15 protein-coding genes and 2 pseudogenes are annotated in these 16,460 nt (G+C 38.6%); 8 read left to right on the forward strand and 9 right to left on the reverse strand.

Annotated features, from left to right (window positions below; translation table 11 throughout):
* Window positions 1-101: 101 nt before the first annotated feature.
* Window positions 102-979: pseudogene (locus ACLKML_RS15245) on the reverse strand (IS3 family transposase); the annotation flags it as partial.
* Window positions 980-1,048: 69 nt separating this feature from the next.
* Entirely contained in the window at window positions 1,049-1,390 is a 342-nt protein-coding gene (locus ACLKML_RS15250; protein WP_413283914.1) for a hypothetical protein, read from the reverse strand.
* A gap of 295 nt (window positions 1,391-1,685) precedes the next feature.
* Here ACLKML_RS15250 and ACLKML_RS15255 point away from each other — a divergent pair, with 295 nt between their 5' ends.
* The 8 genes from ACLKML_RS15255 (at window position 1,686) to ACLKML_RS15290 (ending at window position 10,538) form a co-directional block, all read left to right on the forward strand.
* The gene (locus ACLKML_RS15255; RefSeq protein WP_413283915.1) at window positions 1,686-2,528 is read left to right on the forward strand and encodes a hypothetical protein; all 843 of its coding nucleotides are present in this window, start codon (window positions 1,686-1,688) and stop codon (window positions 2,526-2,528) included.
* Between the two features lie 65 nt (window positions 2,529-2,593).
* The gene (locus ACLKML_RS15260; protein ID WP_413283916.1) at window positions 2,594-3,670 is read left to right on the forward strand and encodes a hypothetical protein; all 1,077 of its coding nucleotides are present in this window, start codon (window positions 2,594-2,596) and stop codon (window positions 3,668-3,670) included.
* The gene (locus ACLKML_RS15265; RefSeq protein WP_413283917.1) at window positions 3,663-5,408 is read left to right on the forward strand and encodes a hypothetical protein; all 1,746 of its coding nucleotides are present in this window, start codon (window positions 3,663-3,665) and stop codon (window positions 5,406-5,408) included. The genes ACLKML_RS15260 and ACLKML_RS15265 overlap by 8 nt, the downstream gene beginning before the upstream one ends.
* Window positions 5,409-5,762: 354 nt before the next feature.
* Entirely contained in the window at window positions 5,763-6,824 is a 1,062-nt protein-coding gene (dinB, locus tag ACLKML_RS15270; protein WP_413283918.1) for a DNA polymerase IV, read from the forward strand.
* A 156-nt stretch (window positions 6,825-6,980) separates the two neighbouring features.
* Window positions 6,981-7,949 (forward strand): DNA polymerase IV, encoded by a 969-nt coding sequence (gene dinB / locus ACLKML_RS15275; protein WP_413283919.1) that lies wholly within the window; start codon window positions 6,981-6,983, stop codon window positions 7,947-7,949.
* A 33-nt stretch (window positions 7,950-7,982) separates the two neighbouring features.
* Window positions 7,983-9,139, forward strand: a protein-coding gene (locus ACLKML_RS15280; RefSeq protein WP_413282446.1) for an IS3 family transposase whose coding sequence is annotated in 2 segments (ribosomal slippage) — window positions 7,983-8,244 and window positions 8,244-9,139 — 1,158 coding nt in all. Because the reading frame shifts where the segments join, the coding sequence is not laid out codon by codon here.
* A 100-nt stretch (window positions 9,140-9,239) separates the two neighbouring features.
* Window positions 9,240-9,722 carry a GreA/GreB family elongation factor gene (locus ACLKML_RS15285; RefSeq protein ID WP_413283920.1) on the forward strand — a complete coding sequence of 161 codons (483 nt, stop codon included), beginning with the start codon at window positions 9,240-9,242 and terminating at the stop codon, window positions 9,720-9,722.
* Between the two features lie 66 nt (window positions 9,723-9,788).
* Complete coding sequence (locus ACLKML_RS15290; protein WP_413283921.1) at window positions 9,789-10,538, forward strand: DUF2884 family protein; 750 nt, start codon at window positions 9,789-9,791, stop codon at window positions 10,536-10,538.
* A 139-nt stretch (window positions 10,539-10,677) separates the two neighbouring features.
* On the opposite strand, the gene ACLKML_RS15295 is transcribed toward ACLKML_RS15290, so the two are convergent.
* From ACLKML_RS15295 to ACLKML_RS15325, 7 genes and pseudogenes are all read right to left on the reverse strand, one after another.
* Window positions 10,678-10,869, reverse strand: coding sequence for a DUF4250 domain-containing protein (locus ACLKML_RS15295; protein WP_413283922.1), 192 nt, complete (start codon window positions 10,867-10,869; stop codon window positions 10,678-10,680).
* Window positions 10,870-10,871: 2 nt separating this feature from the next.
* Window positions 10,872-11,075, reverse strand: coding sequence for a YaeP family protein (locus ACLKML_RS15300; RefSeq protein ID WP_317717195.1), 204 nt, complete (start codon window positions 11,073-11,075; stop codon window positions 10,872-10,874).
* A 266-nt stretch (window positions 11,076-11,341) separates the two neighbouring features.
* The gene (locus ACLKML_RS15305; protein ID WP_413283923.1) at window positions 11,342-13,057 is read right to left on the reverse strand and encodes a proline--tRNA ligase; all 1,716 of its coding nucleotides are present in this window, start codon (window positions 13,055-13,057) and stop codon (window positions 11,342-11,344) included.
* Window positions 13,058-13,121: 64 nt separating this feature from the next.
* Complete coding sequence (gene tsaA, locus ACLKML_RS15310) at window positions 13,122-13,820, reverse strand: tRNA (N6-threonylcarbamoyladenosine(37)-N6)-methyltransferase TrmO (RefSeq protein ID WP_413283924.1); 699 nt, start codon at window positions 13,818-13,820, stop codon at window positions 13,122-13,124.
* A gap of 166 nt (window positions 13,821-13,986) precedes the next feature.
* A complete protein-coding gene (gene tenA / locus ACLKML_RS15315; protein WP_413283925.1) occupies window positions 13,987-14,646 on the reverse strand; it encodes a thiaminase II in 660 nt (219 codons plus the stop codon).
* Between the two features lie 55 nt (window positions 14,647-14,701).
* On the reverse strand, window positions 14,702-15,664 hold the full coding sequence (locus ACLKML_RS15320; protein ID WP_413283926.1) for an ABC transporter substrate-binding protein: 963 nt from the start codon (window positions 15,662-15,664) through the stop codon (window positions 14,702-14,704).
* Between the two features lie 47 nt (window positions 15,665-15,711).
* Window positions 15,712-16,410 (reverse strand): annotated as a pseudogene (locus ACLKML_RS15325) (ABC transporter permease); the annotation flags it as partial.
* Window positions 16,411-16,460: the final 50 nt, after the last annotated feature.

Below are 16,460 nucleotides of genomic sequence, written 5' to 3' on the forward strand. Positions count from 1 at the left end.
GTCGATCAGAGTGAGGGTCAGAAAGCCTAATACATTGTTGGTACCATGTTTCAAGCATGAACCATTAATGAATGATTGCCACCGTGAAACAAAGCAGTGACATTATTACTATCCGAGTGGAACAAAATACCTTCCGGTTGACCTCGTGATTCAAAGGCCATTGAAAGTGCTTTACCTGTTAATTTACTATCAGGTGATAAAGACATCGCCCACCCAATAGGCTTACGTGAAAATAGGTCGATGACTACCGCGAGATATGCCCATCGATTTCCTGTCCACACAAACGTTACATCTCCAACCCAAACTTTGTTTGGAGCCGTCACTGCAAATTGACGATCTAAATAATTAGGGATAGCTATGTGCTCTGAGCCCGATTTTTTATATTTATGTTTTGGTTGTTGGCAACTCACTAACCTTAAGCTCTTCATCAACTTTGAAGCTCGATAACGACTCAATGGTGTACCTTGGTTCGTCACCATATCCGCAATACTCCTCGCCCCCGCTGAGCCATTGCTGGCAGCATGAATTTCTCTAATCAAGCATTGTAATTTAATCTTTTCAGGGTTTACATCGCTGGGCCGATTTCGCCAATATTTATAACTGCTTCGATGAACATTGAACACGTAACATAACGTTTTAACGCTATAGCTCTTCTTGAGTTTCTCGATTATCGAGAATTGTTCAGAGAGTCGGACATCAAGAGAGCGGAAGCCTTTTTTAAAATATCATTGTGTTCTTCAAGACGAGCGAGCTTCTTTTTCAATTCACGGATTTCAATTTGCTCAGGAGTAAGAGGAGCCGCTTGCGGAGCTTTTCCTTCACGCTCTTCCTTTAACTGACGAACCCATTTACCCAAAGCAGATTTACTCACATTCATCGCTTGAGCCGCCTCAACAATCGTATAATTTTGATCGAGAACTAACTGGGCAGCCTCAAGTTTAAATTCGGCACTAAGTAGCCTTCTTTTACGTTTAGTCATAATGTCACCTATTCATTTATGAGGTGATGATATCACCTCTAACTAGGTGGCCAAATTAACTATGCCACTTCAAAGCTCTAGTGCAAGCATCATGTTATCTTTGGATTTTTTTAACAAAGCTTTAGCCAAGCTAGATTTGCATCTATGGCCTAGCTCTTGATAATGCTTACTCTGAGACAAACGCTTTTTGAACTCAATGAAACTCACATCAAGAACGTTTATTGCTTCGTAATTGTTAACTTCAATCTCAGCTAAGAATTGGGTTATCTGGCCTTTTCCATAATATGAATTGAAGGTGCTAGGCTTCCACCCAACATGGTTGATAAGTTCTTCTTTGGTGAAAGTAGAACTTTTTGTTTGATGCATTTGTAGGAATTGGTACAGCAATAACTGCATATCTACTTTTGCCATTTGGGTCTCAATTGTTTACTCGTATTGTTGCAATGTATATTATTGAATACTGGCGAGATAATCAGCGAGCCAAATCATATAATTGGATACGCTTCAAAGTTACCAATGCGTTAGATTTGTCATTTTCTAACTTGCATCTGTCACATTGCGTGCTGGCAACAAGTGAGAGGTGTGCTTACGGGTAGTCTTTATTTTTCATCAGGTTATGATACTTTATGGTAATCGAAAGCCGTCTAAAAAACGAGTGAGATGGTTATTGATAATGTTAACTTGCAATCAGAATACGGAGTTTCAATTGAACGCTAAAGAGACATTAAAAAAACTGCATGAGAATGAGCAAAGTCTTTTTATTGTTCATTACTCATGTCAGAATTTGAATGATAACAATGAGAATTATTCTCCGCGAATAACTTCTATTGCAGTGTTACATGTCGGTAGTTCTACTATGCACAGTTTTTCTATCCACTTAATTGCTGAGGTGAAGAAAATCCCACGTGAGGATATTCACGAGCATTACGATGATTTGGAGAAGGAGATGCTCGCTCAGTTTTTCTCCTTTGTTTCAGAAAATGATGGTGGATTTTGGCTACATTGGAATATGTCTAATATTAACTATGGGTTTGAAGCGTTAATCCATCGTTACAAGGTTCTTTCTGGTGAGGACGGGAAAAGGATTTCAGACTCAAAGAAATTTAATTTGTCTTCACTTATATTGTCCATTTACGGAAAAAACTGTGTAGAACATCCTCGAATGGCTAGTTTCATGAAGCTAAACGATGGCGAGCATCGTGATGGTTTAACTGGTAAAGAAGAAGTTGATGCTTTTGCAGCCAAAGAGTACGTGAAACTTCATAAGTCAACCATGTGCAAAGCTTACTGGTTCCAGCATATGTACTACCTTCTTCAGCGAAATAAAGTGAGTGTTCATAACAGGAACTGGGGAAATAAAGTGAATACGTTTCTTGAGCGTCCAACAGTAAAGGCGCTTGGTTTCGTTGCTGTATTGTTCTCACTTCTTCAGGCTTTGCAATATGGTTATTCTTCAATAGAACTCGAAGAAAAAGGCAAACCTACAACAGCGCATGAGCAAATGAGAAAATCAAGTAACACGGATGGAGAAAACTCCACCAGTTCTTGAAGCATTAGTTTGCTCCGATTAATTTAAACGACTGACAAATCAAAAAATAATCATGGAAGTCCATTATGGTAAGTAGTAATTCAGGTGTAGAGGGTGGGTCTGGGTACTCATTTCAGCGTTGCTGTGTTGTTTCTTTATTATTTGAAGGCTATCAAACAATAAATTTAGAAGATTACTTTATTTGCTTAGAGCACCATGAGGATTTTTTATTTGCATTTTTGGATGAAAATCGCCATCTAAAAAAGATTGATACTTATCAAGCAAAGAAGTCTAGAGATGACTGGAAAACAGACGATGATCTTTGTGAGATAATTGGTAAAATGACGATGGTAGGTAAGGAGTTAACTAATGATCCTTACGAAAAATCTACTGATTATTATCACACATTAAATTTCCTTACCAATCGAAATGTATTATTAACAAGTAAAAGAGTAAACGGTGAAAAACAAGATAAGGTTAAGGTTCAAGTTTCAAATAAACGGAAAAAGTATTCGGATTTGTCATGTGGTATTAAAGAGAACATTGAACCAAGGTTTTGTAAATTTGTTATAGAAAGCACTCAACTAGAAAATGTGTATATTCAATATATTGATTTTGCTCAAAGTTACCAAAGCTGGCTAAGACAATTAAAAGGTTTGTCGATGGAGCACTTTGGTCAAAACGTTAATGACCATGAGGCTGTTATTTCTACTTTAATGCGACTATTAGAAGGTGCAGAGCAAAAGTACAATGATGATAATAAAGTTCTATTGTCTGACCAAAGCAAAAGAGTAAGTAAAAATAAAATAAATGAAACATTCAATATGTTTACTGAAAGCAAGAAATCTTTTGATTTTTGGAGACAGTATTCAGAACAAATTTCAAAAGAACTCAACTTAAAATTACCTATACAGCGAAGAGCAAAAGAGCTGCTAGAGAATTGTTTTGATTACTTTAAAGATATCCAACAAGTTGAGTATCGTAAGATTTACAAATTTGTTGAGATTAGAACAGATATTGATGAGCAGCACACTAATGAAGCGGATTGCATTGTGGATTTGTATGATTGTTATCAAAAGGAATTCCAACCTAGGTTAGAAAGTCACATGGTGTCATTCGCTGTAATTGCGGCATATGTAGAGACAAGAGGAATGTATGTCTAAATTAATTTTAAAAAGTTTATTGGTTTATTCTCCTGATGGCGAGAAAGGCTTTCATACAGAGTTTAGTGATTCAGTAAATATTGTGCATGGACGAAATACTTCTGGGAAAAGTACACTTATTCAATCAATTATCTATGCTATGGGGATAAATGACTCAAAAGATAATTTGAATGACATTAACAGTGGTGATGTTTTTTTTCGGCTTGATTGTACACTCGAAAAGTCTGGCGAAGATTGTAATCTTGTATTTATACGTTCTAATGATACGTTAGTTTTACAAAAAGGACAGGAGCCTCCTGTTAGGTTTGATGGCATTAATAGTAATAATTCTTATGAGTATGCTAGGTATAAAGAGAATTTATCAAAATTAATGGATTTTGATTTGGTTTTACAAAAACAATCAGAACTAATTGGAGCACCATTAGAAGCTGCATTATTGCCATATTATATATCCCAATCTGTAGGGTGGGTATATATACGTGAGTCGATTGGAGATTATAGGTTTTACAAGGACTTTAAGTTTGACTATTTAGATTATTATTGTGGTATCAAAAGTGATAATAGTAGAATCACTAAATACAATCTTGATAAGGAAAAGAAAGAATTAGCTTTTGAATTAAGACAGATTGAATCTTATGAAATTAAAAATGAAGAGTTGAAAATTTCAAAGGTTCTTGATGAGCGCTTTAAAGGTGAGGCTGATAGATATTTAGAAAGTTATCGTTCTTTAAATAAGGAATTATCAGAAAAAGAAGCTGAACATACGAAGCTATGTAATATTATAAGTATGTTGAGAGGCAGGCAAAGGGTATTGTCTCAAGTAATATCAAATATAAAAAATCAAAAGCCAAAAGTTGACCAGTGTCCAACATGTGACCAAAATCTACCTGGTGATTTAAAGGAGTTTTATCAATACAGCCAAGATATCAATGATGCCTTAAAAGAAAAGAGCGCAGTAAAAGAAAAGATAAAGAATAATGCCGCGAAGCTAAACTCAGTTGAAAAATGTATCACTGAATTGAGAGAAAAGGTTCAGGAAGACTATGGGTTTTTACGTCGCTTACAGTCGGATAATATTACATTTGATTCATGGTTGGATCATAATGCGAACTTGAGAGTTTTGAAAAAGATTGGCATTAATAAGTTGGCATGTGAGAAAAGGATTGATGAAATAAATGGTGAAATAGAAAAAATTGGAAATGGTTTTGATATTGACTCCTTGAGAAAAACGAAGGAAAAAGAATTTTTTTCGATATTCAAACGTAAAATGTTGGCGTTAGGTGTTCAGTTACCAAAACAAGCTAAATATCAGGAACTATATTCTTTAAATTCTTTCCCGTACCAAGGTGTAGAGTTACATCAGTTGTTAATGGCTTATAACTTTTCATTCTATGAAATAGTTTTTAACAATACCAGTCTTCATAGCTTTCCATTTCTTCTAGATGCGGTTTTTAAGGAAGATATTGATACAGAGAGTCGAAGTAATATTTTCAAATTTCTTTCTGAAGAAACTAAATCTAGTGGCCAAGTCATTTTTTCTGTCGCTGAATACAAAGGAGATGAAACATCATCTAACCCCCTTTTTAATATTGAAGCAATTAAAAACGAATATTTCACACCAGCGACAAAATTGATCTGCATTGGAGATAGTAAAACCAAGCGATCATTTTTATCCAAGACAACTCTGATAGATAATAGGTTAATTAGCGATACAATGAATTTATTGGAAGTAATCTGATAATTAGTATAAATACGCAGGTTAATCAATAAGGATAGGTGTCGCGTAGTCGATATCTTATTGGGGTATTGAAAATGCCCGAATCCATTCTTTACAATAAATTGCGCGTTGCTTTACCACAACTTTTCCCAAGGTGTGGTAAAGCAACCAATCACAACAATAATTGTCGCAGCCATAACTAGAAGTTTTAGTTGGAAAACTTAAATTAGCCTTTTACTCAAATGGAGTAATAGACTCTTTAGAGTACGAAGGCCTGTGCGTTGTTTAGATTTTCGTTAACTGTTATTATATACAGTAGTTTGGTTTGCTACTTTAGTAGTGAGGCCTGTATTATTTATTAGAAAGTTTAGCCATATGACCAGGAAAATCATACATATAGATCTTGATTGCTACTATGCAGCAGTAGAAGCTCGTGATAATCCACAGTTAAGAGATATTCCATTGGCAATTGGTGGCTCTCAGGATCGTCGAGGTGTGATTTCGACATGTAACTATCCTGCTAGAAAGTACGGTGTGCGTTCAGCAATGGCCACGGCTCATGCCCTCAAGCTTTGTCCGAATCTTACTGTTATTAGTGGAGATATGGAGAAGTATAAGGTTGTATCTAAACAAATTCATGCGATCTTCCATCGTTATACTGATCTTATTGAGCCACTTTCCCTCGATGAAGCTTATTTGGATGTCACGGACTCAAAACTATTCAAGGGATCGGCAACACTCATCGCACAAGATATACGTAAGACAATTGAGGCAGAGTTAAACCTAACGGCTAGCGCTGGTGTTGCTCCTATTAAGTTTGTTGCAAAAGTTGCTTCTGATATTAATAAGCCAAACGGTATTTGTGTCGTAACTCCAGATGAAATAGAAGGTTTCGTTGATAATTTGGAGTTAGGTAAAATTCCTGGAGTTGGAAAGGTCACACTGGGAAAATTGAACAACCTAGGGTTGTACAAAGGTCTTGATGTAAAAAACTATGATCGGCATATGTTACTCAAACAGTTTGGTAAATTTGGCAGCTCTTTATGGGAACGCTGTCAGGGAATTGATAAACGTGAGGTTACATCAACGAGAGAAAGAAAGTCGTTGGGCGTTGAAAGAACGTTCGCTCAAGATATTCTGACAGAAGAAGAGTGCCTTGAAGCTATCGAATTGCTCTATGAAGAATTAGAAAAGAGATTCAGTAAGATTGCTCATGAAAAAAAAATCATACGGCAGGGGCTAAAGCTTAAGTTCGACGATTTTCAACAAACAACGGTTGAGCATAAGCAAATCAGCCTTGATAAAGCCTTTTTTTATGTTTTGTTAAAGGAAGCGTTGGCGCGAGCCAATGGACGTGGAATTCGTCTTATTGGATTGAGTGTAGGGTTAGATAAAAAGGAAACGCAGTTTAATCCCCAGATGACGCTCAAGTGGTAAATGTAGCTAGATTGATGTTGATTAGCCGATATTTTTTGTAAGTTATTTATGTAAGTACTATTTTGTATTTAAGTGGCTATTTTAAATCATTTTAATGATAGTAATACCACCTAGCTTACATAAAGCACCCGTTTCTTTGTTGATGCCGCAGTAGAAATGCGTGATTTCCCTGAGTTTAAAGACGTTGCCTTAGCCGTGGGTGGCAATGAGAGGCAGCGTGGAGTGATCAGTGCTTGTAACTATGAAGCAAGAAAGTTTGGTGTGCGTTCCGCTATGCCCACCGGACAGGCCTTAAAGTTGTGCCCACACCTCACGGTTGTGCCTGGTCGAATGTCAGTTTATAAACAGGTTTCTCAAATTATCCATTCAATTTTTTCCCGATATACCGCTTTGATTGAACCTCTATCTCTTGATGAAGCTTATTTAGATGTTACAGATTGTACAATGCTGCGTGGTTCTGCAACATTGATTGCACAAGCTATTCGGTCGGATATCTGGAATGAACTGCATTTAACGGCATCGGCAGGGGTTGCGCCGTTAAAGTTTCTAGCCAAAGTGGCTTCCGATATGAATAAGCCAAATGGTCAGTTTGTTATTCCACCAGAAGATGTACAGAATGTGGTCGATAAGTTGCCTCTAGAGAAAATTCCGGGGGTTGGAAAAGTCAGCTTAGAAAAACTTCACCAAGCCGGTTTTTTCATTTGCGAAGATATTAAAAATAGCGATTATCGGCAGTTGTTACTCACTTTTGGTAAACTCGGTGCTTCATTGTGGAATCGAAGCCATGGTATCGATAATCGAATGGTCGAGCCGGAAAGGGAAAGAAAATCAGTTGGCGTCGAGCGGACTTTTACGAAAAATATCAAAAGTTATCAACAGTGTTGGGATCTTATTGAAAATAAACTTTATCCCGAATTAGAACAAAGATTACTGAAAGTTACGCCTACTGGTGAAATCACTAAGCAGGGTATAAAACTGAAGTTTGCCGATTTTCAGCAGACGACCATTGAGCATGTGCATAATCAACTTGAGTTGGACTATTTTAAACAATTGCTACAAGAAATTATGCAACGCCAAAATGGTCGAGAAATATGTAATGGTACGATTATCCTGGAGACTAATTAAGCCTTATAATCATATGATAAATGAGGCCAAATTATGAAACGAAAAGAACGAGTAATTATTTCCGACCAACAAAAACTAGAATATGCAAAAATGATGGTTGAAGATGGATATTCTAATCAACAAATACAAGAAATATCGGGGGCATGTTCTTCTGCCGTGGTTAGATGGAAAAGACAATATAAAGCGGAAAAGCAAGGCATTACCCCTCAAAACCAGAAAGCCATAACGCCTGAGCAACAAAAAATACAAGAGCTGGAAAAACAATTAGATAGAGCGAATAGAGACATCGATATATTAAAAAAAGCCAGCGCTTTGTTCATACGAGACAACTAAAACAAGATGCCGTTAGGCAAATGAAGAAAGCGTATCCTAATTATACTGTCTCTGAGTTGTGTCGAGTACTTAAGGTGTCATTGAGCAATTTTTATTACAGAAAGATAAATAAACGGAGTGATATTCAACTTCGTCATCAAATCCGAGTAATATCAAGTGAATCAAATCACACCTATGGTAAACGTAGAATTAGGGAAGAACTTGTAGACAAAGGGATCACAGTAAGCCTGTATAAGGTTGCTAAGTTAATGAAAGAGCAAAACATTTATGTTCGTTATCCGAAAAAGAAACACTATTATCCTGATGCAGGAGTAGAAAAAAGATATGCACCAAACCTGTTAAATCGTCAATTTAATCCAGATACTTACAATACCCATTGGGTCACTGATGTGACTTTTATCCGCTCACACCAAGGATGGAGCTATCTAGCGTGCGTAGTCGATCTAGCAACAAAAGAAGTCGTGGGGCATGCGCTGTCTCGCTCACCTGATACTAAACTAACTCTTGCGGCATTGGATCAGGCGATTATCAGGAAAAAGCCAAATACAACTCAATTAATGGCTCATTCAGATCAAGGATGCCACTACAGTTCCCATGCTTATAGGAATCGTCTAAGTGCTTTAAATATAACGCAAAGTATGAGTCGAAGAGGCAATTGTTGGGATAATTCAATCATGGAGCGATTCTTTAGAACATTAAAGTCGGAGCATTTAAATATGCTGAGCTTTATCAATCACCAAGCGGTGATATCTGAAGTAGAGAGTTATATTGCTTTTTACAATTACAAACGGCGACACAGCGGATTAAACTATATTACTCCGCATGAACAATATGTTCAGATGAAAAAAGCGGCTTAAGAACTCTCCAGTATTAGTGGATCATTACAATACGACTTCTCGGGCTAAATGTGATGTTAAGGCCAGAAGAACAAACAAAACAGCTAAGTTTGGAATTATAGTGGATAAGCAATCACTCATTGATGTCATTATTAAAAAGCTCGAAGCCATACATCAAGTTGCTATTAGCGCTACCCAGAGTGCAATAGAAGCGGCAACCAATGAAGAGACCGTACCGGAAAACAAATATGATACCTTAGCACTGGAGGCGGCTTATCTTGCTCATGGACAAGCTCGTAGAGTACAAGAATGCGAAGCAGATATTCAGCGTTTTAAAGCGTTGCCCACAGTGTCGTTTGATCCAATGTCAGCGGTCGGGCTAACGGCTATTATTCAATTGATAGACGAGAATGATCAAGCGAGTCTTTTTTTTATGGGACCTTGCTCCGGTGGTGTTAAGGTTATCTATCTTAACCAACAAGTGACGATTATTACTCCCGAAGCTCCTTTGGGCAAAGCGATGTTAGGCCAACGAGTGGGGGATGAAATCGTACTAGAGATAGCAGGAAAACAAGTCGGCTATGAAATAACAAGTATAATCTGACTTAATATTGACCCGATAATAATTGTTTTTTGTTATGTTAATGAGCTGTTTAAAGGAATCGAGAAAATGATGAAAAAAGTAGGATTAGCTCTATTGTTCTGTTTTAGTCTGAATGCCCATGCAATCGAACAGTGTAGTGTCGACATAAAAAATGAGGTTCATTTGGATGGTCAACAAGTTGAGATAATGCAAAAAGACACATCCAAAGTGGTAATTGATCAAGATAATAACGTTTATATCAATGGAGAAAAGCTGGATTTAAATGCAATGCAGCAACAAGCGGTAGAAAGTTATAGAGAAAATATGAATAAATACGTTCCGAAAGTGGTAGATATCGCACGGGATGGGCTAGCTTTAGCGCAAAATACTTTAGATGACATTGCTCAGAGTTTTAATAATTCTCAAGCGTTTAATAATGTGAAACAAGCGTTAGAAGAATTTTTTAATAGCATTGAACAACGTTATAAAAAAGATGACCAATTTGTGCTTCAAGAAGCAGCTTTTAGTGATGCAATAAGCACTTGGAGACAAGACTTTTCGGCCGCAAGAGAAACGTTTAATTCTGAATTTTTTTCTAGCGCGTTTACTGCCATATCTGAGCAAATGAAAGCGGAAGATGGTTTAAATCTGACTGAACTAAAAGATAAATTAGGTGAGCTACAAGCCAGTCTTAGAACGAAATTAGAGGCAGAATCCAAAACGATACAACAAGATGCGACTCAGTATTGTGGAGATTTAGAGAAAGTAGCAGAAGAAGAACAAATGCTGCATGAAAAAATTCCTGAACTGAAAGATTATCAAGTGTTTCTAATATAACGTGTTCATAGAGTTTTAATCGTATTTACGTCAAATAAAAAAGGAGCCGTCTAGTTTGAAGTGACCCTTTAAAGGTATACGGTTCCTTTTTTTTCGGTAAGTGAAGCGTGAATGGCTTGCACTTGACCTCAGGGCGTCATTATCTGAATTGTTTTGCTTCAGGTAAAAATTCGAATCCCGCGGTAGCAAGTTTTGTTTCTAATTTTTCACGACTAATATCAAAGAACTTTACTAGTTCATCCAAATCGCCTTCAAAGTCATCACGCAGTTTTAAATTGATGATACTCATTAGCATGATTGTGTCCATGTTTTCAAATTTTGATAGCTCCATAATTAGTCCTCGAAGTCGGAAATAAGTAGGTTGGCAGCGGCAAAAGCTGCTCTTTCTCTTGCTTCTTTAGGCATTGATTCATCTGCCGCAATATCATTAAGAGTTTTAAGTGCGCAAGTAATCGCTTGTGGGATATAACCTTGGTCACCACTACCGATTTGAGCATACAGTTCGCGAACCAGATCGCAACAATCGTATATTTTCATTTTTTATCCAAATTTCATATTAATTTTCATGCTTAACAATATACACAGCAGCACAACAGATGACAAAGGTTGCAGTGGTTTGAGACCGATTATGGTTACATTTTTTGTAGTGTGGTTGACCCGGTCTGAGAGGAGTTAATGGTACTCGTCAATTTATGAGCAATAAAAAGGGCCGCAAACCTTGCAGCCCTTGGTGAGCATCTAATAGTTACTATTAAAATTAGCAGTTACTATTAAAATCAGCAGTTACTATTAAAACCAGCGAACTAGCTCATTTGAGCTTTAATATGTTCGATTATATTATCCATTGTAACGGCAACTTTTTCACCACTACGTCGGTTTTTGTATTCGAAATTGCCTTCATCCATGCTGCGATCGCCAATGACAACGGTATGCGGAATACCGATCAGTTCCATATCTTTAAACATGACACCTGGTCGTTCTTTACGGTCATCAAATAGTACATCAATACCTTGAGCGGTTAAGTCAGCGTAGAGTTTTTCTGCTGCTGCTTTCACTGCTGCTGATTTGTGCATATTCATTGGAACGATAGCGACTTGGTACGGAGCAATAGCATCCGGCCAGATAATGCCAAATTTATCATGGTTTTGTTCGATAGCTGCAGCGACAACACGGGTACAACCAATACCGTAACAACCCATTTCCATTATCTGATTTTTGCCATCAGGTCCAAGCACACCAGCATTCATCGATTTAGAGTAATTGTTGCCGAGTTGGAAAATATGCCCAACTTCGATGCCGCGTTTTAGCAATATTTTACCTTTACCACAAGGGCTTGGGTCACCTTCAACAACGTTACGTAGATCTTCTACTTGTCCAAGTTCGACATCGCGTCCCCAGTTAATGCCAAAGTAATGTTTGTCATCTACATTTGCGCCAGCAGCAAAGTCACTCATAACAGCAACAGTGCGATCAACGATAAATGGCAGCTTGAGGCCTACTGGGCCAAGTGAACCTGGTCCAGCGCCAATTAATGCACGAATTTCCGCTTCTTCAGCAAATTCTAATGGAGAAGCAACTTCGGCTAAATTTTCTGCTTTTACTTCATTTAACTCGTGGTCGCCACGAATTAATAGCGCAACTAAATCGGCGTCAATTTCATCCGATGCTTTTACAAACAGGGTTTTAACGGTTTGTTCTATTGGTAAGTTAAATTGTTCGACAAGCTCGGCAATTGTTTTTGCATTTGGCGTATCTATTAATTCAAGCTCTTGACTGGGTGCAGCAAGTTCTATGTTTGGCGCTAGCGCTTCTGCTTTTTCAATGTTGGCGGCAAAATCTGATCCATCAGAAAAAGCGATGAGATCTTCGCCACTTTCTGCTAATACATGAAATTCGTGTGATCCGCTACCACCAATAGAGCCAGTATCGGCAAGAACTGGACGGAAATTTAAGCCCATACGACTGAATACATTGCAGTAAGCTTTATGCATTTCTGCGTAAGTTTCCACTAAACTTTCTTTATCGATATGGAAAGAATAGGCGTCTTTCATGGTGAATTCGCGCGAACGCATGACACCAAAGCGAGGTCTAACTTCGTCGCGGAATTTAGTTTGAATTTGGAAAAGGTTCAACGGAAGTTGTTTGTAAGACTTCACTTCGTTACGAACCATATCCGTGATGACTTCTTCATGAGTCGGTCCCAATACAAAAGAACGATTATGTCGGTCGGCTATTCTTAGTAATTCTGGGCCAAATTTATCCCAACGTCCGGTCTCTTCCCATAAATCAGCGGGCTGAACCACGGGCATGATCATTTCTACAGAACCGGCATTGTTCATTTCTTCACGAACAATATTTTCGACTTTACGCAGTACACGCAGACCGGTAGGCAGCCAAGTATATAAACCTGAAGCTAGCTTGCGGATCATACCTGCACGTAGCATTAGCTGGTGGCTAACGATTTCAGCGTCGTTTGGAGTTTCCTTCAGAGTTGAAAGAAGCGTTTTACTGGTACGCATTATGGGTATCCGTTCATCATGGTTATCAAAATTAGCTGAATATGATATCAGCCATTTGCTTTTGTCAAAAGCGTTCTATAGCTGTGACCGTCACTAATTGCTCGTTAACCTTAAATTTAACGTTCAAATCGAATAAGTTGACTGCATATTCTTTATTATCAGTACTGTTTTTCTTGTAAGCTGGTCTTGGATCTTGTGCTAGAACTTCGCAAATAACGGCGCGCACTTGCTCTTTGTTGGCATGAAATCGAAGTTGTTGCTCCGCAATAGTAGAAAAGGTGACATCAAGTAGTTTGGGCTCGGTTTGTGCGAAGCCTCCGTTAGCATCAAAGATAGCGTCTGAATACGGAATGTAAGGTTTAATATCAATAATGGGTGTTCCGTCGACTAGATCGACACTGCCTAATTCAAGCCAAACCTGACCTTCGGTTTGCTTTACTTGTTTGAGTTCAACTGCAGACATACCAATTCCATTCGGCCTAAAAGGTGAGCGAGTGGAGAGTACACCGATACGCTCATTACCACCTAGTCTCGGTGGACGAACTGTGGGAGTCCAACCTGCTTGTAGATTTTGGTCGAAAAGAAACAGTAACCAAAGGTGGCTGAATTGTTCAATTCCTCGAATCGCCTCGGGTGAGTTTGCGTTACCAATTAATTGCAGTTTTGCAGTGGCACTAGGCGCTAATCTTGGCTGCCTTGGGACGGCAAACTTCTCTTTGTATGGAGTATGTATCACTCCAATCGGTTCTATCGTGTGATCCATCGGCTTATTATCTAGTGAGTCTGTAGCGTTAAGGTATCACAAATCTGCTCAAATGAGGGAGAGTAGCTATCGTTTGCGTGAGAATAGTTTGACTTAAAATGGCTTGGACTAGAACGATTTTTAAGTAAAAAGGGACGCTTTAATATAGCGTCCCTTTTGCTTCAGTCTAGGTGTTTAGACTTTGCTGCCAAAATGCAATTTCCATTCGAGTGGCCGTTTTAAAAACCTCACATAATTGTTGACCGCGTTGACTATCAATCGTGATATCTGCGAGTAACTCGTTTAAGTAATCACCAGCAGTATTGATCGAGGATTGATATTCTTCTCCGCCGTAAAGTTCTATCCAACTTTGATACGGATTATTTTGCTTAATAGTGGTAGTTGATGCGAGCAAGTTTCGACCTATTTCGGCGTAACCTAAAGCACACGGAGCGAGCGCGGTATAAAGATCGACAAGGTCGCCAGACATACCAGTATCCAGTACATATCGAGTGTATGCGATGGTGCCAAATGCTTCTGGTTCGGCTTCCATGTCGTGTTCACTTAACCCCCATTGTTGGCAATAAGTTAAGTGATGGGATATTTCAGTCGATAGTAACGCTTGTACAGTGGGCAGAGCCATACGCATTTCACTTAACGTTTTGGCCTTATATATCGCCATAGCGTAAGCGCGTGCATACTGTTTTAGAAACAAAAAATCTTGTTTCAAATAATGTAGGTAGGCACTGTTATTCAGTTCGCCAAGAGCCAATTGCTGAACAAATTCATGCTCAGTATAAGTTTGCCACTCTTGCTTGCAGGCATTAATTAGGTCGTTGTAGTTCATTAGGAGTGTTTATTCCATGTTGATTTGCAATGTTTCTTGTGAAAGAGCGCTGTACTTAAAGTGTTGGCACAAAATCAGCTGCTTTTGGTTGTGTAGCGATGATCTTGTTTTTAAACAAAAAGGCACTGAATTCATCGTAACGTTGAAGATCAATGGCTGATGGGCGAAGATCAAATCGAGTAAGTGTATCGTTCCATGCTCGTTGGTTCAGTTCATTGTTTAACGTGTCTGGTGCGTAAGCTACAAATTCTTTCCATGCTTGTTGTGGATGGTTAACAATGTAAGTGGTGGCTTGTTCAATTGCTTTGTTAAAACGTCGAATGGCATCAGCGTCGTAGTTTTCTGCGTTGGCGACGACAACCAATTCATCATACGTTGGGACGCCATGTTCTTCAGGATAAAATGCTTTAGAAGGATAGCCTTCAATCGCGAGTTGATTGGATTCAAAGTTGCGTAATCCACCCCAAATGGCATCGACTTGACCGGAGGCCAGAGAGGCTGATAAGGCCCAACCTACATTAATAATTTCAATGTCAGTAAATTTAAGCCCTGCTGATTTAAGCATGGTACCTATGGTTGCTTCTTCGTTTCCAGCGATAGCAATACCAACTTTTTTTCCTTTCAGGTCGGCTAAGGTGTTTATTTTACCGTTGTCTAAAACCATTAATGTATTTAGCGGGGTTGAGATTAACGTCGACGCTCTAATAAGAGGTAACTTGGCAGCCACATCAATGGTTAAACTGGTTTGGTATGAAATAGCCATGTCTACTTTTCCGGCTGCGACTAATTTAGCAGGTAAACTTGGATCGGCAGGCTCTTGGAGTGTCACATTGAGCCCTTGCCCATTAAAGTAACCTCGTTGATGAGCAATAACAATCGGGCCATGATTTGGGTTGACGAACCAATCCAGCATTAGCGTGATGTTTTTATTTTCAGTGGTATTTTGTTGGGCGAAAGTAGTAACAGAAATAACGCTAAGTACCAGAGCCGTGAGTCCTTTTTTGATGCAACTGTACATTTTTTTTCCTTAAATATAAGTAAGTTTAGGTTTTATCTAGGGTTGAGTTAAAGCGACCAATGAATCGCTCGTTTTAGTAATTTGTCAGTAATGAAATAGAGTGAAATGGAGCACAAGGCTAAAATAAACAGCGCAGCGAACATTTCGTCTATCATCATTCGTGCGTTCGCTTGTAGCATCAAATAGCCTAATCCAGCACTTGAACCAACCCATTCACCCACTACCGCACCTATTGGAGCGACAACAACGGCCACTCGAATACCAGAGGCAAGAGAAGGGAGTGCAGCCGGCAAGCGAATTTTGGTTAAGGTTTGCCATTTGGAAGCGGACATGGTTTTAGCTAAGTCAAGAAAGCCTGTTGGAGTAGAACGAAGACCGTCGTAGCAACAAGTGGTTACTGGGAAAAAGATAATTAGCGCGGCCATGACGATTTTAGATGCGATCCCATAGCCAAGCCAGAGCATTAAAATAGGGGCAATGGCAAAAACAGGGATAGCCTGGCTGGCAATTAAAATCGGCAGTAACCAACGCTTTATTGGTTGAAAAAGTAACATCTGCAGAGCAAAGAATAGTCCCATTGCAAGGCCTAAAATCAGCCCCAATAGGATTTCTTGCATTGTGATCCAACTGTGGAATAACAGTGTATCGGACCGTTTTATTAGAGTGTTAAACACTGCTTGTGGAGAGGGTAAGATAAAAGAAGGTAACTTGAAAATAACAACAATGAAGTGCCATAGTCCTAAGGTAAGCAACACAGTAGTTGCCGCTTGAACTAATTTACTCGTGCTTTTTTTTT

Origin of the sequence: Vibrio sp. MA40-2 (genome assembly GCF_047302445.1) — a bacterium.
GTDB lineage: Bacteria > Pseudomonadota > Gammaproteobacteria > Enterobacterales > Vibrionaceae > Vibrio.

Coding starts and splice junctions, on each gene's coding strand:
- ACLKML_RS15320 (WP_413283926.1), bottom strand. CDS start 15,664: ATGTACAGTTGCATCAAAAAAGGACTCACGGCTCTGGTACTTAGCGTT.
- ACLKML_RS15265 (WP_413283917.1), top strand. CDS start 3,663: ATGTCTAAATTAATTTTAAAAAGTTTATTGGTTTATTCTCCTGATGGC.
- ACLKML_RS15300 (WP_317717195.1), bottom strand. CDS start 11,075: ATGAAAATATACGATTGTTGCGATCTGGTTCGCGAACTGTATGCTCAA.
- dinB (WP_413283919.1), top strand. CDS start 6,981: ATGCGTGATTTCCCTGAGTTTAAAGACGTTGCCTTAGCCGTGGGTGGC.
- dinB (WP_413283918.1), top strand. CDS start 5,763: ATGACCAGGAAAATCATACATATAGATCTTGATTGCTACTATGCAGCA.
- tsaA (WP_413283924.1), bottom strand. CDS start 13,820: ATGGATCACACGATAGAACCGATTGGAGTGATACATACTCCATACAAA.
- ACLKML_RS15260 (WP_413283916.1), top strand. CDS start 2,594: ATGGTAAGTAGTAATTCAGGTGTAGAGGGTGGGTCTGGGTACTCATTT.
- ACLKML_RS15250 (WP_413283914.1), bottom strand. CDS start 1,390: ATGGCAAAAGTAGATATGCAGTTATTGCTGTACCAATTCCTACAAATG.
- tenA (WP_413283925.1), bottom strand. CDS start 14,646: ATGAACTACAACGACCTAATTAATGCCTGCAAGCAAGAGTGGCAAACT.
- ACLKML_RS15295 (WP_413283922.1), bottom strand. CDS start 10,869: ATGGAGCTATCAAAATTTGAAAACATGGACACAATCATGCTAATGAGT.
- ACLKML_RS15305 (WP_413283923.1), bottom strand. CDS start 13,057: ATGCGTACCAGTAAAACGCTTCTTTCAACTCTGAAGGAAACTCCAAAC.
- ACLKML_RS15290 (WP_413283921.1), top strand. CDS start 9,789: ATGATGAAAAAAGTAGGATTAGCTCTATTGTTCTGTTTTAGTCTGAAT.